This window comes from Mesorhizobium sp. M3A.F.Ca.ET.080.04.2.1 (assembly GCF_003952525.1).
GTDB lineage: Bacteria > Pseudomonadota > Alphaproteobacteria > Rhizobiales > Rhizobiaceae > Mesorhizobium.
This window is the reverse complement of the sequence record NZ_CP034451.1, coordinates 1,881,365-1,904,884: the sequence shown is the minus strand read 5'-3', so window position 1 is coordinate 1,904,884 and position 23,520 is coordinate 1,881,365. Positions and strand designations below refer to the sequence as shown.

Below are 23,520 nucleotides of genomic sequence, written 5' to 3'. Positions count from 1 at the left end.
CAACAACGAAGAGGAGAACGAAAATGACATTGCACCTGAAATCGATCACCGGACACAAGGCGCGGGCCGGTCTTGCCGCACTGGCATTGGCGCTGTCGTCGACGGTCGCTTTTGCCGCCGACAAGCTGCAATATTTCACCTGGTCGGGTTACGAACTGCCCGACTTCAACAAGAGCTTCCTGGCCGCGCATCCCGACGCCGTCGAGGCGACCATCTTCGGCGATGACGACGATGCTTTTACCAAGGTCAAGGCCGGATTCCGGCCGGACATCGCGCATCCCTGCTATGACAAGGTCGCGCGCTGGAACAAGGAAGGCCTGCTGCAGCCGATCGACACGAAGCGCATCAAGAACTGGGATTCGATCTTCCCGGTGTTCAAGAACCTGCCCGACCTGCAGGCCGGCGACGGCAAGGTCTGGATGGTGCCGTGGGACTGGGGCAACACCTCGATCCTCTACCGCACCGACCTGGTGAAGAACCCCGAGGCGAGCTGGAATCTTCTGTGGGACAAGCAATATGCCGGCCGCATGGCGACCATCGACGCCGTCCATGATACCCCGATCGTCGCGGCGCTTCTGGCCGGCGTAAATCCGTTCGATATGACGCCGGAGCAGATGGACAAGGTGGCGGAAAAGCTACGCGAGCAGCGGCCGCTGCTTTCCAGCTACACAACCGACATGACCTCGGTCGAGCAGGCGCTGGCGAGCGGCCAGCTGGTCGCCGCCATGACTTGGAATGCCTCCGCCACCTCGCTGAAGAAGCAGGGCGTTCCGGTCGAGTTCATGAAGCCGAAGGAGGGGATGCTCACCTGGGCCTGCGGCTTCGTCATGCTGAAGGACGCCAAGAACGTCGATCTCGCCTATGACTTCATCAACAGCCGGCTCGACGCCGACTCGGGCAAGTATCTGATCCAGTCCTACGGCTATGGCAGCTCGCTCTCGACCGCCTTCGCCGGCGTGTCGAAGGAGGAACTGGACAAGCTGCAGCTGCCTGCGGATCCCGACGTGATGCTGAAGACCACCATCTTCACCGGACCGATGAAGCAGAATGACGATGTCGCCAAGATGTTCGAGAAGGTGAAGGCCGGCGGCTGAGCGTCGGGTTGAAGCAAGAAGCTGGCGCTGCCCCTCATCGCCCTGCCGGGCACTTCTCCCCGTATAGTGACGGGGAGAAGGGGCTGGCCGAAATGCCGGCGCCAGTCCTGCGGCGCCGGCAATTGGCGAAACCGCCGCTGACAGCTTCCCTCTCCCCGTCACTATACGGGGAGAGGATGCTGGCAGGCAGGTGAGGAGCGGTGCCGACGCCAGTTAGTGAGCGCTGAAGGTAGCCGCTGGCCGAAGTACTGCAACGAGGATTACGATGGACATAGCGGAAGAAGCCGCCGAAAGGCCGAAGGACGATGCCGATGTGCGCGTTGGCCGCCGGGTGCGGGCGCTGAGGCTGGAGCGCCGGTTGTCGCTTGCAGAACTCGCCGCCAAAGCCGGCATTTCGATCGGCGCGCTCAGCCAGATCGAGCGCGGCATGTCCTCGCTGCGCGTCAAGGTGATCTGGCCACTGGCGGCAGCCCTCGACATCGAGGCTTCGGCGCTGATTGCCGACGGCAATGACGCGGTCAACGACCTCTATTGCGTGCGGGCGGAAAAGCGGCGCTCGATTCCGGTCAAATCGGAAGGCGTCGCCAAGGCGCTGCTCTCGCCGCCCGCAGCCGCGCTCACCGGTATGCTGGTGACGGTCGAGGCCGGCGGTGGCACCGCGGAAGCCTATGCCCATGCCGGCCACGAATTCGGCTTCGTGATGGCGGGCGAGGTCGAACTCGTGGTCGATGCGACCACTTATGTGCTCAAGGCCGGCGACAGTTTTGCCTTCAAGAGCACCTTGCTGCATGCCTTCCGCAACCTCGGTTCCGAGCGTTGCCAGATCCTTTGGGTCAACACCACCAAGCCGTCCGAGGTGCGCGATGGCGCCTGATGCCACCGAGCAATCCCCGGAAAAGGGTGAGAGGGTTTTCCGCCCGGAATTGCGGGACGCCTTGGTGCGTTTGGACGGAGTCTCGAAAGTCTTTCCAGGCGGCATCGTCGGTCTCGACGCCGTCGATCTCGAAATTGCTCAGGGTGAGTTCCTGACGCTGCTCGGCCCCTCCGGCTGTGGCAAGACCACCAGCCTGCGCGTCATCGCCGGCTTCGAGAGCCCGACCAGCGGCAATGTGCTGCTCGAAGGCCGCGACATCACCGGCCTGAGGCCTTTCGACCGGCCGGTCAACACCGTCTTCCAGGATTATGCGCTGTTTCCGCACATGGACGTCGCGGCCAATGTCGGCTTCGGCCTGTCGGTGCGCAAACTGTCCGGAACCGAGCAGGCCAAGCGCGTTGGCGAAGCGCTCGAAATGGTCGGGCTTGCCGACAAGCTTCGCGCCCGCGTCTCCGAACTCTCCGGCGGCCAGCGCCAGCGCGTCGCGCTCGCCCGTGCCATCGTGTGCGAGCCGCGCGTGCTGCTGCTCGACGAGCCGTTGTCGGCGCTCGATGCACATCTGCGCGAGCAGATGCAGGTGGAGTTGAAGCGACTGCAGTCGCGTCTCGGCACCACCTTCGTCATGGTCACCCACGACCAGACCGAGGCGCTGTCGATCTCCGATCGCATCGTGGTCATGAACAAGGGCCGCATCGAGCAGATCGCGCCGCCCGCGACCCTCTATGATCGTCCGGCGACGAGGTTCGTCGCTTCCTTCATCGGCACGATGAACCTTCTGCAGTCGCGCTTTGTCGCCCGCGACGGCGAGCGTTTGCGCTTCGCCGCCGGCGAGCTGCCGTTGGAGGCGGTCTCGGACAGTGGCGAAACCCCGGCGGCGGGTGACACCCGTATCATCGGCGTGCGCCCGGAGGATCTGCTCGCAGCCACCGAGGCGGCCGCCGGCACCGCGCCCGCGCGCGTGAGTGGCATTGTCTTTCACGGCCGCACCCTGCGCCTTCACGCCGAGCTTGGGCGGGGGACCTCCATCGTCATCGATGCTCCGCGCCGCGCCGACGGCTTTCAATTCGGCGTCGGCGACATCGCGCATGTCAGCCTGCGGCGGGGTGCCAATTGCCCCATGCTGGCGAGCTGATCTCCCCCGGGTTCAACGAGCATCTTCGGCCGCCGGCTTCATCAATCCCGGCGTGGCGGTCCATGGACCAGTGCTGGTCCATTGCCGTCGTGCTCGCTTCCGCTATCGTGCTCTGCCGCGCGGCCTCGCGCCGTGGCCATCGCAATCCATCGAGGTCAGCCAAAACAACATGCGTGATTTCCATTTCCCAGGCCGCTCGCCGGTCCGCGCCACCGAAGCAATGGCCGCGACTTCGCATCCGCTGGCCACACTTGCCGCCATCGACATGCTGCGCTCCGGCGGCAATGCCATGGATGCGGCCGTCTGCGCCGCCGCAGTGCAGGCGGTGGTCGAGCCGCAATCGACCGGCATTGGCGGCGACTGCTTCGTGCTCTACTGCCCGAAGGGCGAGGGCGATGTGATTGCCTTCAACGGTTCGGGACGCGCTCCGAACGCCGCGACGGTCGACTGGTATCTGGAGAAAGGTTTTGGCGAACTGCCGAAGCAGGGCCCGCACGCGGTCACCATTCCCGGTGCCGTGGACGCCTGGTGCCGGCTGCTCGAAGACCACGGCCGCAAGGGCATGGCCGAGGCGCTCGCTCCGGCCATCCACTATGCCGAAAACGGCTATGTCGTGCATGACCGAGTCGCCTTCGATTGGGAGGATCCCGAAACCGATCTGTCGGCCGACGAAGTGGCGGCGCGCATCTTCTTACCCCGCGGCAAGGCCCCAAAGGCGGGTGACGTGCATCGCCAGCCGGAGCTCGCCGAAACGCTGCGCATAATCGCAAGAAAGGGTCGCGCCGGCTTCTATGAAGGCGAAGTCGCGGAGGATCTGGTCGGACGGCTTCGCGCGCTCGGCGGCTTGCACACCTTGGACGACTTCGCAGTGACGCGGGGCGAGTACAAGACCGCGATCAGCATCTCCTATAATGGCTACGACATCCATCAGATGCCGCCGAACAACCAGGGCCTGACGGCGCTCTTGATGCTGAACGTGCTCTCGGGCTTCGACCTTGGCGCGCTCGATCCCAACGGCGCCGAACGGCTGCATCTGGAGATCGAGGCCGGTCGTTTGGCCTACCGCGATCGCGACGACTTGCTTGCCGATCACGATCATGTCGCGGTGCCCGTAAAGGCGCTTCTCTCCAGCGCCTATGCCGGCCGGCTGCGGGCCGCGATCGATCCCGAGCGCGCCATGACCGGTCTGCCGCGCCTTGAGCTCCCGGGCAGCGACACGGTCTACATCACCGTCGTCGATCGCGACTTGAATGCGGTGAGCTTCATCAACTCGACCTACTATTCCTTCGGCAGCGGCGTCGTCGGCCCGAAGACCGGCATCGTGCTGCAGAACCGCGGCACCAGTTTTCGGCTCGATCCCAGACATCCGAATGCGATAGCACCCGGCAAGCGGCCGATGCACACGATCATGCCCGGCATGATGACCAAGGATGGCCGCGCCGTGATGCCCTTCGGCGTCATGGGCGGCGGCTACCAGCCCTTCGGCCACGTGCATCTTTTGACCAACATGATCGACTTCGGCATGGACCCGCAGCAGGCGCTGGATACGCCGCGTGTCTTCTACAATCACGATATGGTGGAGGCCGAGCGCAGCGTGCGCGCCGATGCCGTCGAGGGCCTGCGGCGCAGAGGCCATCAGGTGGTGGAGGCCGACCATCCACTTGGCGGCGGGCAGGCCGTGCTGATCGACTGGGAAAAGGGCACGCTGACCGGCGCCTCCGATCCACGCAAGGACGGGTTGGCGCTCGGCTATTGAGGGGCACGCTCGCTCAGGCGGGAAGCTCCGCTAGTGCGTTGCAGGCCGGCAGCTGCATGCGTCGGGCTATTCAGCCGCCTCATGGGCTGGAATCAGACGTCGGCCGACCTGCAGCAGGTGCTGGCGCATGGCGGTTGCAGCGCCTGCAAGATCGCGCTCGGCGATGGCTTCCACGATCTTCTCGTGATCGGCAAAACTATGATGGTCGGCAGGGGGGCGCGCGCCATCGGCACGCAGGCGGCCCCACACCACGGTTCGCCGAACCGCGTTGAGCACGTCGAACAGGCCGAGCAGCACGTTGTTTCTGCTCGCCTGCGCAATCTGCCGGTGAAGTGCATTGTCGATGTTCTCATACTGCCGCCACGTCGCCGCCTCGCGCGTCTGGGCGAGCGATTTCCGCATCGCGGCTATGTCGTCAAGCGTCGCGTGCAGTGCTGCCTCGCGCGCGATTTCCGGCTCGATGATTAGGCGCGCGCGCATCACATCGGCGGGGTTGGTGCGCCCGGCGATTTCGGAAATGCCGATCGTCTCTTCGATCGGGCCGCTTCCGACGAAGGTGCCTTTGCCGACATGGCGCCAGATTCGGCCGTCCTTTTCGAGCACCGCCAGAGCCTTGCGCAAGTCGCCACGCGAAACACCCAGGCTTTCGCAAAGCTCTCGCTCGGCCGGCAGTCGCGTCTCGCCGGACAGGTCCATCTGCGCGAGATAGGCCTGAAGTTGCACCAGCGCAGCGTGGCCGCCGTCTCCGATAACATCCATTGGTTTAACCAATTCGCCGATTGATGATTCCGCTTGGTGATAAATCGGCAGCGCGAAGCCGTCAATATCCGAATTGCTGGCTGGAAATCCCGCCGACTCCAGCTGAAAGCGAATTATCGCTTGACCAATCTGAGCAAAAACCATAACCATTTGCAAAATTGGTTATAAAAAATGGGAGGATGCAACATGACCAACTTGTCCAGGCGAGCCGTCCTCGCAACGGCCCTCGCCGCGGCCATCGGCGCAATGTCGGTCGACGCTGCCAGCGCAGGCGATATGCGCATCGCGTTCGGGGATTTGCCGGGAATTGAATCCATCCAGACACTCACCGCCATCGAGCGCGCGAAGGAGCGCGGAGTAAACGTCGAACTGATCATTCTCAATGATGAAGACCTGGCGGCGCAAGCCATCGTCGGCAACCAGGCGGACGTGGGCGTCGGCGCGCCCTATACCCTGATCCAGAAAGCGGGCGTGCCTATTCGTCTGTTTGCGCAGATATCGACGCTGCGCTTCTTTCCGGTCGTCAACAGCGAATTCTACAAGGAGTGGAAGGATCTGGACGGCCAGGACGTCGCGGTGCAGGCGCGGGGCTCCGGCACGGAGGCCGTCATGCTGCTGATGGCCAAGACCCACGGCATCAAACTCGGCACCATCAGCTATGTCCCAGGTTCCGAGGTCCGGCGCAACGCGCTTATCCAGGGTACGCTGAAAGCCTCGATCGTCGACGCGGCCAATCGGCGCGCTCTCGAGGCGGAGGCGCCCGGCAAGTTCATCGTGCTGCCTGTCGATGATCTCAGCGCCACCGATGAAGGATTGTTCGCAACCGCCGACTACCTGAAGAACAATGCCGCCGATGTCGATATCCTGGTCGAGGAACTGATGAAGACGGCGCGCGAGATCACCGAGAACCCTGCCGTTGCGGTAGAGTTTCGCAACAAATACAAGCTGCTGCCCGACCTCGGCGGGGAGGCCGATGCGGAGATCGCGGACTATTACAAAGAAACGGCGGGCGCCGGCAGTCTGGTATTGAACGGCGGCGGGGCGGAGGCGGCAGCGGACGATTTTGCGTTCTTCAGTCTCGCCGGTCAGATCGAAGGCGATCCGGCCTCCCTCAAGGTCGAGGATTTCTGGGATGTCGCGGCTATCGACCGCGCCGTCGCCAAGCTCGGCAAGAAATAGGTCAGGCGAATGGCGACTGGCATCAAGACGGAGAGCGAGGCCGTCGGCCTTGCTAGCCCGTCGGCGCGCAGCGAGGTGGGCGGATGGCAGGACCAGCCAGTTCTCTTGAGGCTGGTTTCGATCGCCCTCTTTGCGGGCATATGGGAAATCACCGGCCGCATACCGGTTAGCTTTGCATTTCCGACTTTCTCTGCCACGTTCACCGCCTTCATCGGCCTGATCGCCGACGGCAGTCTGCCGATGGCCTACGTCTCGACGCTGCAACCCTTGCTGCTCGGAATCGTGCTGTCGGCTTTCCTTGGCGTCGGCCTCGGAACGCTGTGCGGGCTGTGGCGCACCGGTGAATGGTTTGTCATCCCGGTGTTCATCGTGTTGCAGGCCGCGCCCGTCGCGGCGTTCATCCCGATGGTGACTTTTGTCTACGGCATCGGCATCACCGCCAAGACGCTAGCCGTGATGATACTGGCTTTGCCGGTCATCGTGCTCAACACCTACAAGGCGGTGCGGAACGTCAACGAGTCGCTCATCGTCATGTGCCGCTCGTTCCTCGGAACTCGCTGGCAAGTGGTCACGCGGATTATTCTTCCTGACGCCAGCCCGGTCATTTTCGCGGGGCTGCGGCTGGGTGTGGCGGCAGGCTTCGTCGGCGTCGTGCTGGCCGAATTGCTGATCACGCCGACCGGGATCGGCGACTTGATCACCTTTCACCGTTCACGCGCTGACTATGCCGAGATGTATGCGACGATTGCCTCGATTATCGCGTTTTCGACCCTGACGCTGGTTGCCCTGCAATGGGTCGAGCTGCGCGTCTTCAGGCCCGAGGCAAGGAGAACCTGAGATGCGCGCTGCCATGCTGAGGAAGGAACCCTTTTCGATGTCCGCTCCAGTCGATCCGATCGTCGAGGTGAGGGGAATCTCCAAGAGCTACGGCAGCACCGAGGCACTGCGCGGCATAGATCTCGACTTTCCACGCGGCAAATTGACCAGCCTGCTCGGCCCGAGCGGGTGCGGAAAGACGACGCTTCTCAAGATCATCGCTGGGCTGATCAAGGCCAATGCCGGCACAATCGCGGTCGACGGCAAGGTGGTCAGCGGGCCAGGCCCCGAACGCGCGTTCGTGTTCCAGGATTTTGCGTTGATGCCGTGGGCAACAGCGATCCGCAACGTGGCTTTCGGGCTCGAACTGCGCGGCAAGCCAAAAGCCGAACGTGAGAACATCGCACGCCACTACATAGCCGAGGTTGGACTCGCCGGGTTCGAGAACAAATATCCGCATGAGCTTTCGGGCGGCATGCGCCAGCGCGTCGGTCTGGCGCGCGCCCTGGCGGTTGATGCCGACGTGCTGCTTCTCGACGAACCGTTCTCGGCCGTTGACGAGCAGAACCGGCGAAAATTTCAGGAGGACCTGATCAGGTTGCGCAGCAATCAGAGCAAGACCTTCATCTTCGTCACGCACTCGATCGAGGAGGCGGTCTATATATCGGACCGCATCGTGCTCCTGTCGCCCCGTCCAGGCAGGGTTTCGCAGATCATAGAGCCTGAGATCGACCGCTCCGGCGACCCGGACCTCATCCACCGCGACGAGCACTATCTCGATACCGTCCAGGAAATCTGGCAGGGGTTGAAGCAATATGCCGAATGAGGCCCTGAGATGATCCTGTTCGGCTACCGTGCACCGATGATGGCGTCGCTGCTTGTCTGGTGCGCAATGTGGGAGATCGTCGGCAGGCTCGGCCTGGTTTTCCTGCTGCCTCCACTCAGCGAGGTGCTGAGCGCAGCTGTCGGTCTGGTGCAGACGCCCTCCTGGCAGAGCGCGACGGTCACGACGTTGCGTGCCTTTTTCACCGGTACAGCGCTATCGGTCGTGATCGGCGTGCCGCTCGGCATTCTTATGGGCCGCGTCAAGATCGCAGACGATTTGCTCGGTATGTGGGTCAACATTTTTTCCAGTGCCCCGCTCTCGGCGCTGGTGCCCGTGCTGATGATCCTGTTCGGCTTCGGCGAAAGGACAATCGTCGCGGCGGTGTTCCTGTTTGCGATCTGGATCATCGTGCTCGATACCCGCGCCGGCGTCCGGCACATCTCGCCGTCGCTTATCGAGATGGCGCGCTGCTATGGCGCCACGCGGCGGGCGTTGTACCTGAAAATCATTCTCTGGGCGGCGCTGCCGGAAATCCTCGCCGGCATAAGGCTTGGCCTCATCCGCGGCGTCAAGGGCGTGGTGATCGGCCAACTGCTCGTCGCCATCGTCGGCTATGGGGCCCTCTTCGAGACGTTTTCGCGCAATTTCCGCATGGCCGATTTCTGGGCCCTCACCATCATCCTTTTCGCCTTCGCTCTCCTGGTCGCCGAACTGATCGAGCGGGCCGAAGCCAAAGTCGAATATTATGCAGGAGCAAGATAATGAACGTTCACGGCGCAGACTACGCAATCGAGCCGACCCCGATCCCGGCCATCCCGGTCGCTCGGTCCGACAAGCTGTTTCCGGTGCATCGGGTCTATTGTGTCGGCCGCAACTACGCCGCGCACGCCGTGGAGATGGGGCATGACCCGAACAAAGAGCCGCCATTTTTCTTCCAGAAGAACCCCGACAACGTCAACACATCCGGCGAGTTTCCCTATCCGCCGGCGTCCAGCGACGTCCACTATGAGATCGAATTGGTGGTGGCGTTGAAAAGCGGCGGCAAGGACATCCCGGTCGATAGAGCTCTCGACTGCGTCTTCGGCTACGGCGTCGGCCTCGACATGACACGGCGCGACCTGCAGGCCGTGGCCAAGGATCTCGGCCGGCCCTGGGAAGTCGGCAAGGCGTTCGAGGCGTCCGCGCCATGCACCCCTCTGATTCCCGCAAGCTTGATCGGCCATCCCGTTCAAGGCGCGATCTGGCTGGACCTGAACGGCCAGCGGAAGCAGACCGGCGATCTCAATCAGATGATCTGGAAGGTTCCCGAAATGATCAGCTATCTTTCGGGCCTGTTTACGCTCAGGCCCGGAGATCTTATCCTGTCGGGGACGCCGTCCGGCGTCGGCGCGGTTCAGCGCGGCGACATTCTCACCGGCCATATCGACAGCGTCGGCGACATTGAGGTCAAGGTTGTCTGAAACGAAATCGATGATCGCGCGGATCGTCGCAGCCGCAGATGGCGCGCCGGCGATTTCCGCACCCGGCCGGACAACCCTCTCGCATGGCGGATTGCGCCGGTTGATCCAGGAGACGACGACCCGGCTCAACGCGCTTGGCATCGGCCGCGGTGACCGGGTCGCGATCGTGATGCCCAACGGACCGGAGATGGCGACCGCCTTCATCGCGGTGGCTGCGGCTGCCTCGACGGCGCCGCTCAATCCGGCCTATCGGGCCGACGAGTTCGATTTCTATCTCAGCGATATCGGCGTCAAGGCGATCCTGGTCGATAGGGACGAGCAGGGGCCAGCGGTCGAGGTCGCCGCGCGCCTCGGCATCCCTGTGCTGCGTCTGCTCGTGCCGGAGGGTGCTCCGGCGGGCGTCTTCACGATCGATGGCGATCCGGTCGGGCCGGCGGTCGCATCCGGACTGGCCGAGGAGGGCGACACGGCGCTTCTTTTGCATACGTCAGGCACCACGTCGCGCCCCAAGCTGGTGCCGCTCAGCCATGCCAACCTTGCCGCTTCGGCCGCGCATATCGGCGCGACGCTCGGCCTGGCCCCGGACGACCGCTGCCTCAACATCATGCCGCTCTTCCACATCCACGGTTTGGTCGCGGCGGTGCTGTCCTCGCTGGCCGCCGGCGGCAGCGTCTTCTGCACCCCCGGCTTCAACGCGCTGCGCTTCTTCCAGTGGCTCTCCGAGGCCAAGCCGAGCTGGTACACGGCCGTGCCGACCATGCACCAGGCGATCCTGCCGCGCGCCGCGCGCAATCCCGAGCAATTGGCCGAGGCAAGCTTGCGTTTCATTCGCTCCTCGTCCGCCTCCCTGCCGGCCCAGGTGATGGCCGAGCTGGAGGCGACCTTCGGTTGCCCGGTAATCGAATCCTACGGCATGACCGAGGCCGCGCATCAGATGGCCTCCAACCGCCTGCCGCCCGGCCGGCGCAAGCCGGGCAGCGTCGGCGCAGCCGCCGGACCGGAAGTCGCCGTCATGGCGCCGGACGGTCGGCTGCTCAAAGCCGGCGAGATCGGCGAGATCGTCATCCGCGGCCCGAACGTCACCGCCGGCTACGAGAAAAATCCTGACGCCAATGCCAGTGCCTTTGCCCATGGCTGGTTCCACACCGGCGACCAGGGCGTGCTCGACGAGGACAATTACTTGCGCGTCACCGGCCGGCTGAAGGAAATCATCAACCGCGGCGGCGAGAAGATCTCGCCGCTCGAGGTCGACGGCGTGCTGATGGATCACCCGGCGGTGGCGCAGGTCGTCACCTTCGCCATGCCGCATGACAAACTCGGCGAGGAGGTCGCCGCGGCGGTCGTGCTGCGCGAGGGCCAGAGCGCCAGCGAGGCAGAGATTCGCGGCTTCGCCGCGACGCGGCTTGCCGATTTCAAGGTGCCGCGCAAGGTGGTGATCCTGGATGAGATCCCCAAGGGAGCGACCGGCAAGCTGCAGCGCATCGGCCTTGCCGCCAAGCTCGGCCTCGGCTGATGCGCGTCACTGTCTTCGGCGCCGGCGCGATCGGCGGCTACCTCGCCGCCAAGCTGGCGATTGCGGGCCGCGTCGATCTGTCGATCGTGGCCCGCGGTGCGCATCTCGAAGCAATCAAGGCAAATGGGCTTTGCCTGATCGAAGATGGCAAGGAAACTGTCGCGCGGGTAAAGGCGACTGCAAGGGCCGAGGAACTCGGCGCGCAGGACTATGTCGTGCTGGCGCTGAAGGCGCATTCGCTGGCGCCGGCGCTGGGCGAGATCGCGCCGCTGCTGGGCGAGGGAACGGCCGTCGTCACCATGCAGAACGGCGTGCCTTGGTGGTACTTCTACAAGGCCGGAGACGCGCTCGAAGGCACGCGCCTCGATGCGGTCGATCCCGGCGGAACGATCTGGGAGCGTATCGGGCCGCAGCGCGTCATCGGCTCCGTCGTCTATCCGGCTGTGGAAGTCGACGCGCCCGGCCTGATCCGCCATGTCGAGGGCACGCGCTTTTCGCTCGGCGAGCCCTCGGGCCGCAAGAGCGAGCGTGTCGCAGCGCTCGCGCGCGAAATGATCAAGGCCGGGCTGCAGGCGCCGGTCCGCGAGGACATCCGCTCGGAGATCTGGGTTAAGCTCTGGGGCAATCTCTCCTTCAACCCGATCTCGGCGCTGACCGGCAGCACGCTTGCGTCGATCGTCGCCGACGACAGCGTGCGCGCTGTCGCTCGCGCCATGATGCTGGAAGCGCAGGCGATCGGCGACAGCCTCGGCGTGCGCTTTCCCATTCCCGTCGATCGGCGCATCAAGGGCGCCGGCGATGTCGGTCAGCACAAGACGTCGATGCTGCAGGACCTCGAGCGTGGCCGCCCGATGGAGATCGATGCGCTGGTGAGCGCCGTGCAGGAACTCGGCCGCCTGACCGGCAGGCCGACGCCGACCATCGACACCGTGCTGGCGCTGGTGCGGCGCCTCGCCATCGAACGCGGGTGCTATCCGGCTTCGAAATAGACCTGCATCCACTGGAAGTCCAAAATTCATCCGAGCCGCTGGCAATGGGCAAAGGCCGGTCTTAGGGTGCCGGCGAATGCAATACGCCGAGGAGTTCCTGTTGACGATCACCATGTACGGCATCACCACCTGCGACACGATCAAGAAGGCGCGTGTCTGGCTGGAGAGCCACGACATCCCCTACCGCTTCCATGATTATCGCGCCGAAGGGATCGAAGCGGAGAGGCTGAACGGCTGGGTCGGCAAGGTCGGCTGGGAAAAGCTGCTCAACAAGGGCAGCACGACCTTTCGCGAGTTGCCGGAGGGGGACAAGGAATCGCTCGACGAGAACAAGGCCAAGGCACTGATGCTGGCCAAGCCGACCATGATCAAGCGCCCCGTGCTGGAGGTTGGTGAGCGGCTGCTGGTTGGGTTCAAAGCGGAGGTATATGGGGAGGCGGTGAAGTAGGGGCAGGACGGCGAAGCTGCCAATCTCCCCCCTTGCGGGGGAGATGGCCGGCAGGTCAGAGGGGGGTGTGAAGGAACGCGACGTTGGTTGAACGTGTTCCAGTTCGAATCGACAATGAACGCTTGAGAGGTCGGCGGGCCAGCACCCCCCTCTGCCCTGCCGGGCATCTCCCCCGCAAGGGGGGAGATCGGCCGTCGCGTCGGCCTTCGCCAGTCGCTAACGCTGTCAGCTCACGCACCTCGCAAATACTCAGCCAGCGCCACCGCATTATTATGCGCCTCGTCATGCGCGCCGTAGAGCAGCGTCACTTTGCCGTTCCGAAGCAGGCCGCGCAGCTCAGCCACCGCCTCCTCGTTGCGGTCAAGCTCCACGCGGTACCGCTTCTGAAACTCCGCCCAGCGCTCCGGATCATGCCCGAACCACTTGCGCAATGCGTCGCTCGGCGCGACCTCCTTCAGCCACAGCGCCAGCGCGGCGTCCTTCTTGGCAACGCCACGCGGCCAGATGCGGTCGACCAGCACCCGCTGGCCATCGGCTTTATCCGGCGCCTCGTAAATGCGCTTAACGGCAATGTCGAAGGCCACGACGCCTCCTTGTATAGCGGTTTTCTGTCCGGAATTGCGCAAGCACCGAGTCCGCTTTAGGCCCATTCGCCCTCGCGCATGACCGGCACGCGGCTGCCGTCCCTGGTGACGCCGTCAATGTCGATCTTGTCCGAGCCGATCATCCAGTCGATGTGGATGAAACTCTTGTTGCCGCCGCGCTCGGCGATCTCCTCCGGAGTAAGCGAGGCGCCGTTGACGAAGCACTTCGAATAGCACTGCCCGAGCGCGATGTGGCAGGCTGCGTTCTCGTCGAACAGCGTGTTGAAGAACAACAGCCCGCTCTTCGAGATCGGCGAGGAATGCGGCACCAGCGCCACCTCGCCGAGCCGGCGCGCGCCCTCGTCGGTGTCCAGGACCTTCTTCAAGACATCCTCGCCCTTGGCGGCCTTGGCCTCGACGATCCGCCCACCTTCGAAGCGCACCGATATCTCATCGATCAGCGTGCCCTGGTAGGAGAGCGGCTTGGTCGAGCAGACGTGGCCCTCGACCCGCCTTGCATGCGGTGTGGTGAAAACTTCCTCGGTCGGGATGTTCGGGTTGCAGGTGATGCCGTTCTTGGCGGTCGAGGCGCCGCCCATCCATTCATGGCCCTCCGCCAGCCCGACCGTCAGGTCGGTGCCCGGCCCGGTGAAATGCAGTGCGTGAAAATTGTGCTCGTTCAGCCATTTGGTGCGCTCGGCCAGCGCCGCGTTGTGGGCCCGCCAGTTGCCGATCGGATCTTCGACGTCCACACGCGAAGCCGAGAAGATGGCTTCGGCGAGCTTCGCCACGGCGACGTCGTCGGCCTCGCCCGGAAACACTTGGCGCGCCCAGGCAAGGTCGGGATAGGCGACGATGTTCCAGTTGATGTCGAAGCCGGTGATCTTCTCCAGCGCCGGCCGATAGGCCATCGAGTTCGCCTTGTTGGCGCGCGCCACTTTGGCCGGGTCCTGCGCTGACAGCAGCGACGGGTCCTCGCCGCGCACCGCGAGCCGCGCCGCGTTGTTGGCGAAGGCTTTCGCCATGCCTTCGTAGAGCCAGTCGGCGGCGCGATCGAAGCCGGCATCGGTACCGTGGCGGAAGCGGGCCAGCGTGATCTCGTCGTCGTTGAAGATCGGCGTCACCAGCCCGGCGCCGGCCTTGTAGGCATGCTCGACGATGCGCCGTGTCAGCGGCAGTGCCGCGATCGACGACGTCAGCACCAGATCCTGTCCCGGCTGCAGCTGCAGCCCGACCTTGACGGCGACCTCGGCCAGCCTGTCGAGCTTTACCGGGTCGATGGTTGCCGAGACGCCGCGCGAATGTGTGGTCATGATCCTGCCTGCCGTGATTGTGGGACTGATCCTTACATAGACCGGTGCGGCTGGCCTTTCCACCGCGATCGACTGGGTCAGACGGCGCTGTCCAACGCCCGGAACTGCGCCATCGTCGCTTCGATCTCTTCGCGGATCCAGACTTTGAAATCGCGCACCTTGCGGCTTTCGCTTTTTGTAGCCGAGGTTACCAGCCAGTAACCCAGCCCGCTCTCGGCACGCACGCCGAAGGGCGCGACCAGTCGCCCATCGGCAAGTGCATCGGCGGTCAGCAATTGCCAGGCAAGCATCACGCCATGGCCGGCGATGGCCGATTCCAGGCAAAGCATCGGGTCGGTGAAACGCGCGCCTTTCTGGAAGGTGACCGGCTTTGCGCCTGCCGCCTCGAACCAACTGTCCCAGCTGATCATCGAGCGCTCGTCGGTGATGGCGCAGGTCGTGGCGAGATCCTCGATCGATTTCAGCCTGGCTGCAATCGCGGGAGCGCAGACCGGGAAGATCTCTTGCGCAAGCAAAAGCTCCGCACGCACCTCCGGCCATTTGCCGTCGCCCATCCGGATCGCGACGTCGATGTCGGAACGGTCGAGATCGGCGATCCTCCCCGAGGCGTCGATGCGCAAGAGCACGCTGGGGTGGCGGGCGAAATGTCGCGACAGCCGGGGCAGCAGCCATTTCGAGGCGAAGGCCGGCGCCACCGATACCACCAGCGTACATTGGCTCGTCTCGTCGGCCAGCGCCACCGCTTGCGCGAGCTCGCGAAAGCCGGCGCTCAGCCGGGCCGTGAAGACGGTGCCGAACTCCGTCGGCACCAGCCCGCCCGGCGTTCGTTCGAACAGCGCCTGACCGAGCTGGTCTTCCGTGCGCTTGATCTGCTGGCTGACGGCGCTGACCGAGACGTTGAGCTCGGCCGCCGCGGCGGCAAGCGATCCAAGCCGAGCGGCGGTTTCGACGGCGCGCAGGCCGTTGAGATGGACACGGTTCAACATTGCCATTCAGTTTTTCTAAACCGCTTGGGGCGAAATCTCAATTGAAACGGGGCGAGGGGAGGCCGATTTTGTTGAGGTCTAGGGACCAACATTGGAGGTGTTCGGATGAAGATTTTATCTTTTCTGAAGACGCTCTCGGTGCCCGGACCGCGACGAGGCCGGCGTGATGAGAGCGAGATCGCTGGCTGGGTCGTCGATCCACTGTCGCATCCGGTACTCGACACGATGTCGGAACGCGAGCTTGGCGACATGCCGTTCCGGCTGACGGCCGGTCGCACGGCCTACGAGACGGCCTGCCGCTGACTGCGGCCTCGAGCGGGGCGAAGGGCGGCAGTACTGGCCCAACGCAAGCGCATTGTTTCGCCTGCGCACACACTTATTGTGCGCTGCAATGAACTTGGCCTCGCCCACTCCCTTGCGCCTCGCCCTTGCAGGCATGGTTGCGCTTGCCGTCGCCATGGGCATCGGCCGTTTCGTCTACACGCCGATCCTGCCCGGCATGATGGATGAGTTGCATCTGACGCCGGCCGACGCCGGCTGGATCGCCTCAGCCAACTATCTCGGCTATTTGATCGGCGCGCTCGCCGCGGCCGGCGGCTGGGCGCACGGGCGAGAGCGCACGCTGATGTTTGCGAGCCTCGCCGCCAGCGCCATTCTTGCGGGCCTCATGGGATTGACCGGGACGATGGTGGCCTTTCTCGTCATCCGTTTTCTCGCCGGCCTCGCCAGCGCCTTCGTCATGGTGTTCATGGCGTCGATCGTCTTCAGCCATCTTGCCGCTGCCGGCCGGAGCGATTTGCAGGCGCTGCACTTCGGCGGCGTCGGTCTGGGCATAGCCGCGTCCTCGGCGCTGCTGGCCGTCCTCGTCACCGAACATGCCGTCTGGTCCGCTGGCTGGCTGTGGTCGGGAGCAATCTCTGCCGTCGGCCTGCTCCTCGTCGCGCTGCTTGCAGGGTCCGCCACGCCGGCCAACGGCGTGGACGGGCCCGAGCCGGCGCTGCCCAAGGACAGGTCGCTGGGTAAGATGATCCTCGCCTACGGGTTGTTCGGTTTCGGCTATGTGGTGACCGCGACCTTCCTCGTCGCCATCGTACGCCAGGGCGGCGGCGGTCGCGTCTTCGAGGCCGCGGTCTGGATGGTCGCCGGCTTGGCCGGTTTTCCCTCTGTCTGGTTCTGGCAGAAGCTCGCCGGCAGGATCGGGCTCTACGCCGCTTACGTCGCGAGCTGCCTGGTCGAGGTGGTCGGCGTCGCCGCGAGTGTCGTCGTCAAAGGCTCCGCTGGACCGCTGATTGCCGGCGTCCTCGTCGGCGGCACCTTCATCGCCATCACCGCGCTCGGCCTGCAGGCGGCTAGGCAGCTCGCGCCTCAGGCGCCGCGCCGCATCTTTGCGGTCATGACCGCCGCCTTCGGCGTCGGCCAGATCATCGGCCCGATCGCCGCCGGCCTGCTTGCCCAAGCCGCTGGCGATTACGTGCTTGCCTCCTTGATGGCGGCGGTGGCTTTGCTGGTGTCCGGCGTCATCGCCTGGTCGGCTGCGCCAAAATCGCCATGATTTGCAGCCTTGCTCGGCGCCGGGCATGGGGCACGGGCATTTGCTTTCCCACTAATGTGTGACCTTATGCCCGCCGACAGCAACCTCGCTGATTTGCGATTCGACCCGAGGAACCCGCCACAGTGTTCGTATCCTTCTTCCCGCAGCCGAAGCTCTTCTTCACCTCGGCCGCCGCCTGGAGCCTCGCGGCGATCTTGTTCTGGTTCTTCGGCGGCGAGCAACTGGGCGCTATGATCGGGCTGCCTCCGGCAGCGGCAGGAGTTCCGCCGATCATCGGCATTGCGGTCCTGTGGTCAAAACCGTTTCTGTGGTTCTACATCTACTTTGCGGCCTGCGTAGCCATCTTCTACGCCTTCTGGGCCTGGTATGCCCCGCACCCGTGGCAGAACTGGTCGATCCTGATGACCGCTGTCGTCCTCTTCTTCATCTATTTCAACGTGCAGGTCAGCGTCGCGGTCAACAACTGGTACGGCCCCTTCTTCGACTACGTGCAGGGGCTTATGTCGGGAACGACCGCGTCGACCGACACGGAGTTCTACAAGGGGTTGGCCGACTTCTCCTGGCTGGCGCTGGTCGGCATGAATGTGCAGGTGGTCAATGCCTTCATCGTCAGCCATTGGATCTTCCGCTGGCGCACCGCGATGAACAACTATTTCATGGCGAACTGGACTCGGCTGCGTCACATCGAGGGCGCCTCGCAGCGCATCCAGGAAGACACAATGCGCTTCTCGCAGATCATGGAGGACCTGGGCTCGACATTCGTCCAATCAATCATGACCCTGATCGCCTTCCTGCCGGTGATGATCCAGCTTCAGGCGCACATCACCGAACTGCCGATCGTCGGTGCGGTACCGCAGCCTCTGGTCGTTGCGGCTCTGGCCTGGTGCGTCTTCGGCACGGCCTCGGTGATGCTCGCCGGCCTCAAGTTGCCGGGCCTGCAGTTCCGCAACCAGCGCGTCGAGGCAGCCTACCGCAAGGAACTCGTCTATGGCGAAGACCACCCCGACCGGGCTCAGCCGGCGACAACGACGGAGCTGTTCGCCAATGTCCGCCGCAACTACTTCAGGCTCTATTTCCACTACATCTATTTCAACGTCGTCAGGTACACCTACCTGCAGGCCGACAACATCTTCTCGCTGCTGATCCTCGGACCGTCGCTGGTGGCGCACAAGATCACCTTCGGTGCTCTCAACCAGATATCGAATGCCTTCGGCAAGGTGACGAACTCGCTGCAGTTCCTGCTGAATTCCTGGTCGACGATCGTCGAGCTGCAATCCGTTCACAAGCGCCTGCGTGCCTTCGAGGCGACCCTCCAGGGTGAGCCGCTGCCGGATATCGACCAGCGCTATCTGGCACGGCAGGGCGCCGAGGATCCGGCCTGAACTGGACCTGATGGTGGGCGCTCAGCCGCCCGCCGCGACCCTTTGCGCGGCGCCGCCGCGCTGCCGCGCGACATAGTCGCGGAAGCTGATGCACTCGACCTGCTGCATGACACAAACCTCACCGGCAAAACGCTCCAGCGCGTTCCAGTAGGCGCCGTCATTCATCTGGGTGAAGTGAAAGCCCAGTTCCAGCGGCATGCGCTTGCCATTGTACTGGGCGTCGAAGGCGGCGCGGAACGCGTCGTAGGCGCGGCCGGCGAACACGTTCGCCATGGACGGCCTGTCGAAGCCGCCCGAATGCCGGACATAGAGATTGTAGTCCATCGCGACCACCGGCCTCGCTTCCGGCCCTTCCGGAACCAGCGGCAGCGCGAATCGCGTGATGCCGTTCTTGCTCGGCGGCGAGGCGGGGGCTTTCGATACACCGCTCGCGTCGTACTGGAAGCCGGCTTCGGGCAAGGCTTCATAAAGCGCCTTGTCGGTCGACAGATACGGGGCGCGGAAACCGGTCACGGCATGGCGCGCGAAACCGCGCCAGTCGTCCGGTTCGGGTGAAATGCCGTTCATGGCGTAGGCATTCTCGAAGATGTGCCGAAATTCTGCGAACTCTGCCAGCCAGTCGGCTTTGCTCCAATCCTTGCCGTCGAAATGGCCGCACGCATGGCTGCCGATGTCGTGGCCCTCGGCGGCAGCGAGCCGGATCTGCTCCAGCCTGTCAGCCACTTCCTGCTTGGAGGCCGCGAAGCCGATGTTGGATTTGCCGGCGCCCTTGCCGGGCGCGGTGTATTCCTGTCGTGTTTGCGGCGAGAGCAGAAAGACGCACGACAGAAAGTAGGTGAAGTGCGCGCCGGTGCGCTTTGCCAATGCGCGGCTGCGCTCCCATTGCGAGATCTCGCGCGCGCTGTCGAAAGAAATGAGGACGACCTGCTTGGGTTTGGTCGGCGTCGGCGCCGGCGGTCTGGGCGGATCAGCAAGCGCCATGCCAGAGAAGGCTACCCATGCGAGACCGAAGACGAGGACGCGAAACGATTGTGGCATGGGCAGGCTTTCGGCGCTTTCAGCTTGTTCGAAAGCCGGCTATTGCCCAAATGTGGCATCGATGCGTTCCACATCGGCTCTCAGGCCGCGCTGGATTGTCCAGCCGATTTTCCGAGCGGACCCCTTCCATGGCGACAAAATTTCGCTAAAACGCGGGCTCAAGAAGCGCCCGGCAAAGGGCGATAGTCGCGGCCTGCAATGGTTTTTGATTTGATGTCGGACGACAGTTTTATCCGCGAGGTCAACGAAGAGATTCGTCGCGAGCAGGCACAGGCGCTGTGGGATCGTTTTGGTCCGGCCCTGCTCGGCCTCGCGATCCTGGTCGTGCTGGCGACGGCCGGCGTCGTTGGCTACCGCTATTGGGACGAGACCCGCGCCAACCGCTCGGGCGATGCCTTCTCCCAGGCCCTCAAGCTTGCCAATGACGGCAAGAACGACGAGGCGATCGCCGCGCTCGATCAGCTGGAAAAGGACGGCTACGGCGCCTATCCGCTGCTTGCCCGCATGCGCGCCGCTACCGTCAAGGCCGAAAAGGGCGACGTCGATGGAGCCGTCAAGGACTTCGACGAGGTTGCCGCCGACACCGCCATTCCCGCTGGCATCCGCGACATGGCGCGGCTGAGGGCCGCCCTGCTGCTCGTCGACCACGGCTCCTTCGCCGATGTTTCCAGCCGCGTCGAGGCGCTGACCGCCGACACCAACCCGCTGCGCAGTTCGGCGCGCGAGGCGCTCGGCCTCGCCGCCTGGAAGGAAGGCAAGTCGGCGGACGCGCTGAAACTGTTCGACCAGATCTCCTCGGATGACGGCGCCCCGCGCAATGTGCGCCAGCGGGCCCAGCTGATGGCCGAGTTGATCCGCGGGTCGGGCAGCGCTTCGTAGCGCATGTCGCCCAAAAGTGCGCAGCGGTTTTGGGGACAACGACATGCAGAACAAATGGTAAAGCCGGATGGGCTTCAAAGTCGCCATCATCGGTCGGCCTAACGTCGGCAAATCGACTCTTTTCAATCGGCTGGTCGGAAAGAAGCTGGCGCTTGTCGACGACACGCCGGGCGTGACGCGCGACCGCCGTGTCCATCCAGCGAAGCTCTACGATCTCCATTTCGACGTCATCGACACCGCCGGTTTCGAGGACGCCGCAGCCTCGACGCTGCCCGGCCGCATGCGCCAGCAGACCGAGATCGCGATCCGCGAGGCCGACCTGATCTTCTTCACCGTCGACGCCAAGTCCGGCCTGATGCCCGACGACCGCACTTTCGCCGACGTGGTGCGCAAGTCGGGCAAGCCGGTCGTGCTGGTCGCCAACAAGGCGGAAGCCCGCGGCGCGCAGGGCGGCATGCTGGAGGCCTGGGAACTCGGCCTCGGCGAGCCGATCCCGGTCTCGGCCGAGCATGGCCAGGGCATGCCCGACCTGCGCGATGCGGTGATTGCGGCGCTCGGCGAGGAACGCGCCTTCGGCGAGGACGAGGAGCCGAGCGACGAGATCGCCGTGAGCGAGGTGCTGATCGGCGAGGATATTGCCGATCCGGACGCCGAGCCCGCCTATGACGACACCAAGCCGCTGCGCATCGCCGTCGTCGGCCGCCCGAACGCCGGCAAGTCGACCCTGATCAACGCGCTGATTGGCGAGGAGCGGCTGCTGACAGGTCCTGAAGCCGGCATCACCCGCGATTCCATCTCGGTCGACTGGGACTGGCGCGGCCGCCGCATCAAACTGTTCGACACCGCCGGCATGCGGCGCAAGTCGAAGGTGCAGGAAAAGCTCGAGAAGCTTTCGGTGCAGGACGGATTGCGCGCCATCCGCTTCGCCGAGATCGTCATCATCGTGCTGGACGCCACCATCCCCTTCGAAAAGCAGGATCTGCAGATTGCCGACCTGATCATCCGCGAGGGCCGCGCCCCGGTGATCGCCTTCAACAAATGGGACCTGATCGACAATCCCCAAGAACTGCTGGCCGAGCTGCGCGAGAAGACCGAGCGGCTGCTGCCGCAAGTGCGCGGCATCCAGGCGGTGACGGTCTCGGCCGAGACCGGGCGTGGCCTCGACCGGCTGATGGACGCCGTCATCAAGACGCACAAGGTCTGGAACGGCCGGGTCTCGACCGGAAAACTCAACCGCTGGCTGGAAGGCATCCTTGCCCACCATCCGCCGCCCGCCGTCGCCGGCCGCCGGCTGAAGATCAAATATGTCACGCAGGCCAAGACCCGCCCGCCGGGCTTCGTCGTCTCCTGCTCGCGGCCGGACGCCATGCCGCAATCCTATATGCGCTATCTGTCGAACAGCCTGCGGGAGGCCTTCGACATGCCGGGCGTGCCGATCCGGATGGCGCTGCGCACCTCTGACAATCCTTTCGCGGGTCGCGCGAAGAAGCGGTGATCGTCAGCCGGCAACGCCCCTTTTTGCCCTTAACATAAAAACAACACGATCGATCTCGTTAACCCACCATCAAGGTTAATGCTTCATTTTGGCTCTCCAGGAGTCAGTGGCGTTCTGGAGAGTTCCGTGCATCGACGCGTTGTAAAGCGGCTTGTCGCCGCCGCCGGTGAGAGCAAGCGTTCCTTCCTGCCTCCTTTGCTTCTCGGGCTCGGCATCTGGGTCGGTTTCCCGTCCGTCGTTGCCTATCAGGACATGGCGAGCCTTGTTTCCGGGCTGGAGGCGCCAAGCGCCCGCTGGAACGCCTATGTCGAAAAATCCGCCGCCGGTTCGGTGCATGCCGCCGAGATGCCGTTCGTCGATTCCGTTTCCACCGGCTCGATCTCCGGCTCCGGCGTGCAGTTGCCGGGCGTGGGCACCGTTGCGTTTCGCGGCAAGGGCAATGTCGCCGGCACCACGCCCGATGAAGACCGCGTCGTGCGCGCCGACAAGAAGGGCCGCATCGTCCAGGTCTCGCCGGTCGCACCGCCGAAGAATTTCAGCGCCGGCTCGATCTTCCAGCGCACATCTTCACTGCTTCGTCCCAGCATGGACAGCGGCCTGAAGCTGACCTTCGCCAAGCCCGGCATCAAGGGCAAGGAGGTGCAGATTGCCCAGGCTTTCCACCTTCGCCTCGACAAGAAGCCGGATCCCGGTGTGCCCGCCGCGCTCGTCGCGCTCGTCAACAACGACAAGCCGGACATCCTTGCCACTGCCTACGCCCAGGCGGCGCCCGACTACGCCAAGGCCTCGCCATTCGAGGCGCTGCTGCAGGACGAGCAGCCCAATGATGGCCGCTTCATTCCGCCGATGGGCCAGGGCGACCATGCCTGGATGCAGAACCCGTTGCCGGCGAGCGTCTTTTCCCAGCCGGAGCAGGCCTGTCTGGCCAAAGGCATCTATTTCGAGGCACGCAGCGAACCCGTCCGCGGCCAAGCCGCGGTGGCGCAGGTGATCCTCAACCGCGTCCGCAATCCGGCCTATCCGAAGACCATCTGCGGCGTCGTTTACCAGAACGACAACTGGTTCAACCGCTGCCAGTTCTCCTTCGCCTGCGACGGCAGGAAGAAGCGCATCAACGATCCGGTCGCCTACAAGACCGCCCAGGACGTTGCCATGGCTGTTACGGCCGGCAAGATCTTCATTCCCGAGGTCGGCTCCTCGACGCATTACTATGCCAACTACGTCCATCCGGGCTGGGCGCGCGCCATGAAGCGGATGACCAAGATCGGCCTGCATATCTTCTATCGCACCTATGGCGGCGGCTGGAGCTGAGCCGTCCTACCGGGCCCCAGGCAGCACTCTTCGCGGCTGGACTGGCGTGTTGATTGGCGCGCCCTGCCGCCCGGATTCGCGCCGAGTCCTCGAGCGGGCGTGACGGGCACGATGTCGCACCTGAGTAAGCTATT

General features: G+C 64.3%; 24 protein-coding genes. 19 read left to right on the top strand and 5 right to left on the bottom strand.

What is annotated here, in order from left to right; all coding sequences use genetic code 11:
* Nucleotides 1-23: 23 nt before the first annotated feature.
* The 4 genes from EJ074_RS09330 to ggt all read left to right on the top strand — a co-directional run bounded on the left by EJ074_RS09330 (nt 24) and on the right by ggt (nt 4,856).
* Nucleotides 24-1,094 carry an ABC transporter substrate-binding protein gene (locus tag EJ074_RS09330; protein WP_129553111.1) on the top strand — a complete coding sequence of 357 codons (1,071 nt, stop codon included), beginning with the start codon at nt 24-26 and terminating at the stop codon, nt 1,092-1,094.
* A 265-nt stretch (nt 1,095-1,359) separates the two neighbouring features.
* Nucleotides 1,360-1,968 carry a cupin domain-containing protein gene (locus EJ074_RS09325; protein WP_129553110.1) on the top strand — a complete coding sequence of 203 codons (609 nt, stop codon included), beginning with the start codon at nt 1,360-1,362 and terminating at the stop codon, nt 1,966-1,968.
* 61 nt (nt 1,969-2,029) lie between these two features.
* A complete protein-coding gene (locus tag EJ074_RS09320) occupies nt 2,030-3,100 on the top strand; it encodes an ABC transporter ATP-binding protein (protein ID WP_348627022.1) in 1,071 nt (356 codons plus the stop codon).
* A 169-nt stretch (nt 3,101-3,269) separates the two neighbouring features.
* A complete protein-coding gene (gene ggt / locus EJ074_RS09315) occupies nt 3,270-4,856 on the top strand; it encodes a gamma-glutamyltransferase (RefSeq protein ID WP_129553108.1) in 1,587 nt (528 codons plus the stop codon).
* 66 nt (nt 4,857-4,922) lie between these two features.
* Here the strand turns inward: ggt and EJ074_RS09310 are convergent, their stop codons facing one another.
* The gene (locus EJ074_RS09310; protein ID WP_095805789.1) at nt 4,923-5,615 is read right to left on the bottom strand and encodes an FCD domain-containing protein; all 693 of its coding nucleotides are present in this window, start codon (nt 5,613-5,615) and stop codon (nt 4,923-4,925) included.
* Between the two features lie 186 nt (nt 5,616-5,801).
* Between EJ074_RS09310 and EJ074_RS09305 the strand changes: the two genes are divergently transcribed.
* The 8 genes from EJ074_RS09305 to EJ074_RS09270 all read left to right on the top strand — a co-directional run bounded on the left by EJ074_RS09305 (nt 5,802) and on the right by EJ074_RS09270 (nt 12,846).
* Nucleotides 5,802-6,794, top strand: coding sequence for an ABC transporter substrate-binding protein (locus tag EJ074_RS09305; protein ID WP_129553107.1), 993 nt, complete (start codon nt 5,802-5,804; stop codon nt 6,792-6,794).
* A gap of 9 nt (nt 6,795-6,803) precedes the next feature.
* The gene (locus EJ074_RS09300; RefSeq protein ID WP_129553106.1) at nt 6,804-7,631 is read left to right on the top strand and encodes an ABC transporter permease; all 828 of its coding nucleotides are present in this window, start codon (nt 6,804-6,806) and stop codon (nt 7,629-7,631) included.
* Nucleotides 7,632-7,668: 37 nt separating this feature from the next.
* Nucleotides 7,669-8,436 (top strand): ABC transporter ATP-binding protein, encoded by a 768-nt coding sequence (locus tag EJ074_RS09295; protein WP_129553105.1) that lies wholly within the window; start codon nt 7,669-7,671, stop codon nt 8,434-8,436.
* Nucleotides 8,437-8,445: 9 nt separating this feature from the next.
* On the top strand, nt 8,446-9,198 hold the full coding sequence (locus tag EJ074_RS09290; protein ID WP_129553104.1) for an ABC transporter permease subunit: 753 nt from the start codon (nt 8,446-8,448) through the stop codon (nt 9,196-9,198).
* Nucleotides 9,198-9,896: a fumarylacetoacetate hydrolase family protein gene (locus EJ074_RS09285; RefSeq protein WP_095805503.1), complete on the top strand. Its 699-nt coding sequence runs from the start codon at nt 9,198-9,200 to the stop codon at nt 9,894-9,896. The genes EJ074_RS09290 and EJ074_RS09285 overlap by 1 nt, the downstream gene beginning before the upstream one ends.
* Nucleotides 9,897-9,906: 10 nt before the next feature.
* Nucleotides 9,907-11,409 (top strand): acyl--CoA ligase, encoded by a 1,503-nt coding sequence (locus tag EJ074_RS09280; RefSeq protein ID WP_165350063.1) that lies wholly within the window; start codon nt 9,907-9,909, stop codon nt 11,407-11,409.
* Nucleotides 11,409-12,398 (top strand): 2-dehydropantoate 2-reductase, encoded by a 990-nt coding sequence (locus EJ074_RS09275; protein ID WP_129553102.1) that lies wholly within the window; start codon nt 11,409-11,411, stop codon nt 12,396-12,398. The genes EJ074_RS09280 and EJ074_RS09275 overlap by 1 nt, the downstream gene beginning before the upstream one ends.
* A 112-nt stretch (nt 12,399-12,510) precedes the next feature.
* The gene (locus tag EJ074_RS09270) at nt 12,511-12,846 is read left to right on the top strand and encodes an ArsC family reductase (RefSeq protein WP_165350062.1); all 336 of its coding nucleotides are present in this window, start codon (nt 12,511-12,513) and stop codon (nt 12,844-12,846) included.
* 230 nt (nt 12,847-13,076) lie between these two features.
* Here the strand turns inward: EJ074_RS09270 and EJ074_RS09265 are convergent, their stop codons facing one another.
* The 3 genes from EJ074_RS09265 to EJ074_RS09255 form a co-directional block, all read right to left on the bottom strand.
* The gene (locus tag EJ074_RS09265; protein WP_095805506.1) at nt 13,077-13,430 is read right to left on the bottom strand and encodes a DUF488 domain-containing protein; all 354 of its coding nucleotides are present in this window, start codon (nt 13,428-13,430) and stop codon (nt 13,077-13,079) included.
* 56 nt (nt 13,431-13,486) lie between these two features.
* Nucleotides 13,487-14,743, bottom strand: a complete 1,257-nt coding sequence (locus EJ074_RS09260; protein ID WP_129553101.1) for an aminopeptidase — start codon at nt 14,741-14,743, stop codon at nt 13,487-13,489.
* A 77-nt stretch (nt 14,744-14,820) separates the two neighbouring features.
* Entirely contained in the window at nt 14,821-15,735 is a 915-nt protein-coding gene (locus EJ074_RS09255; RefSeq protein ID WP_129553100.1) for a LysR substrate-binding domain-containing protein, read from the bottom strand.
* Nucleotides 15,736-15,834: 99 nt separating this feature from the next.
* Between EJ074_RS09255 and EJ074_RS09250 the strand changes: the two genes are divergently transcribed.
* The 3 genes from EJ074_RS09250 to sbmA all read left to right on the top strand — a co-directional run bounded on the left by EJ074_RS09250 (nt 15,835) and on the right by sbmA (nt 18,663).
* Nucleotides 15,835-16,032, top strand: coding sequence for a hypothetical protein (locus tag EJ074_RS09250; protein WP_129553099.1), 198 nt, complete (start codon nt 15,835-15,837; stop codon nt 16,030-16,032).
* Nucleotides 16,033-16,120: 88 nt separating this feature from the next.
* Nucleotides 16,121-17,281, top strand: a complete 1,161-nt coding sequence (locus tag EJ074_RS09245; protein ID WP_129553098.1) for a YbfB/YjiJ family MFS transporter — start codon at nt 16,121-16,123, stop codon at nt 17,279-17,281.
* A gap of 122 nt (nt 17,282-17,403) precedes the next feature.
* Nucleotides 17,404-18,663: a peptide antibiotic transporter SbmA gene (sbmA, locus tag EJ074_RS09240; RefSeq protein WP_129553097.1), complete on the top strand. Its 1,260-nt coding sequence runs from the start codon at nt 17,404-17,406 to the stop codon at nt 18,661-18,663.
* Nucleotides 18,664-18,684: 21 nt separating this feature from the next.
* On the opposite strand, the gene EJ074_RS09235 is transcribed toward sbmA, so the two are convergent.
* Nucleotides 18,685-19,701 carry a polysaccharide deacetylase family protein gene (locus tag EJ074_RS09235; RefSeq protein WP_129553096.1) on the bottom strand — a complete coding sequence of 339 codons (1,017 nt, stop codon included), beginning with the start codon at nt 19,699-19,701 and terminating at the stop codon, nt 18,685-18,687.
* On the opposite strand from EJ074_RS09235, the gene EJ074_RS09230 reads away from it, so the two are divergent.
* From EJ074_RS09230 to EJ074_RS09215, 4 genes are all read left to right on the top strand, one after another.
* Nucleotides 19,700-19,915 carry a hypothetical protein gene (locus EJ074_RS09230; RefSeq protein ID WP_129553095.1) on the top strand — a complete coding sequence of 72 codons (216 nt, stop codon included), beginning with the start codon at nt 19,700-19,702 and terminating at the stop codon, nt 19,913-19,915. The genes EJ074_RS09235 and EJ074_RS09230 overlap by 2 nt on opposite strands.
* Nucleotides 19,915-20,580, top strand: coding sequence for a tetratricopeptide repeat protein (locus EJ074_RS09225; protein ID WP_095805512.1), 666 nt, complete (start codon nt 19,915-19,917; stop codon nt 20,578-20,580). The genes EJ074_RS09230 and EJ074_RS09225 overlap by 1 nt, the downstream gene beginning before the upstream one ends.
* A 67-nt stretch (nt 20,581-20,647) precedes the next feature.
* Nucleotides 20,648-22,075, top strand: a complete 1,428-nt coding sequence (der, locus tag EJ074_RS09220; protein ID WP_129553094.1) for a ribosome biogenesis GTPase Der — start codon at nt 20,648-20,650, stop codon at nt 22,073-22,075.
* Nucleotides 22,076-22,201: 126 nt separating this feature from the next.
* A complete protein-coding gene (locus EJ074_RS09215; RefSeq protein WP_129553093.1) occupies nt 22,202-23,386 on the top strand; it encodes a cell wall hydrolase in 1,185 nt (394 codons plus the stop codon).
* Nucleotides 23,387-23,520 lie beyond the last annotated feature (134 nt).

Coding starts and splice junctions, on each gene's coding strand:
- ggt (WP_129553108.1), top strand. CDS start 3,270: ATGCGTGATTTCCATTTCCCAGGCCGCTCGCCGGTCCGCGCCACCGAA.
- EJ074_RS09270 (WP_165350062.1), top strand. CDS start 12,511: ATGTACGGCATCACCACCTGCGACACGATCAAGAAGGCGCGTGTCTGG.
- EJ074_RS09330 (WP_129553111.1), top strand. CDS start 24: ATGACATTGCACCTGAAATCGATCACCGGACACAAGGCGCGGGCCGGT.
- EJ074_RS09230 (WP_129553095.1), top strand. CDS start 19,700: ATGGGCAGGCTTTCGGCGCTTTCAGCTTGTTCGAAAGCCGGCTATTGC.
- EJ074_RS09300 (WP_129553106.1), top strand. CDS start 6,804: ATGGCGACTGGCATCAAGACGGAGAGCGAGGCCGTCGGCCTTGCTAGC.
- EJ074_RS09295 (WP_129553105.1), top strand. CDS start 7,669: ATGTCCGCTCCAGTCGATCCGATCGTCGAGGTGAGGGGAATCTCCAAG.
- EJ074_RS09305 (WP_129553107.1), top strand. CDS start 5,802: ATGACCAACTTGTCCAGGCGAGCCGTCCTCGCAACGGCCCTCGCCGCG.
- EJ074_RS09225 (WP_095805512.1), top strand. CDS start 19,915: ATGTCGGACGACAGTTTTATCCGCGAGGTCAACGAAGAGATTCGTCGC.
- EJ074_RS09245 (WP_129553098.1), top strand. CDS start 16,121: ATGAACTTGGCCTCGCCCACTCCCTTGCGCCTCGCCCTTGCAGGCATG.
- EJ074_RS09325 (WP_129553110.1), top strand. CDS start 1,360: ATGGACATAGCGGAAGAAGCCGCCGAAAGGCCGAAGGACGATGCCGAT.
- EJ074_RS09250 (WP_129553099.1), top strand. CDS start 15,835: ATGAAGATTTTATCTTTTCTGAAGACGCTCTCGGTGCCCGGACCGCGA.
- EJ074_RS09255 (WP_129553100.1), bottom strand. CDS start 15,735: ATGGCAATGTTGAACCGTGTCCATCTCAACGGCCTGCGCGCCGTCGAA.
- EJ074_RS09285 (WP_095805503.1), top strand. CDS start 9,198: ATGAACGTTCACGGCGCAGACTACGCAATCGAGCCGACCCCGATCCCG.
- EJ074_RS09290 (WP_129553104.1), top strand. CDS start 8,446: ATGATCCTGTTCGGCTACCGTGCACCGATGATGGCGTCGCTGCTTGTC.
- EJ074_RS09275 (WP_129553102.1), top strand. CDS start 11,409: ATGCGCGTCACTGTCTTCGGCGCCGGCGCGATCGGCGGCTACCTCGCC.
- der (WP_129553094.1), top strand. CDS start 20,648: ATGGGCTTCAAAGTCGCCATCATCGGTCGGCCTAACGTCGGCAAATCG.
- EJ074_RS09260 (WP_129553101.1), bottom strand. CDS start 14,743: ATGACCACACATTCGCGCGGCGTCTCGGCAACCATCGACCCGGTAAAG.
- EJ074_RS09235 (WP_129553096.1), bottom strand. CDS start 19,701: ATGCCACAATCGTTTCGCGTCCTCGTCTTCGGTCTCGCATGGGTAGCC.
- EJ074_RS09280 (WP_165350063.1), top strand. CDS start 9,907: ATGATCGCGCGGATCGTCGCAGCCGCAGATGGCGCGCCGGCGATTTCC.
- EJ074_RS09310 (WP_095805789.1), bottom strand. CDS start 5,615: ATGGATGTTATCGGAGACGGCGGCCACGCTGCGCTGGTGCAACTTCAG.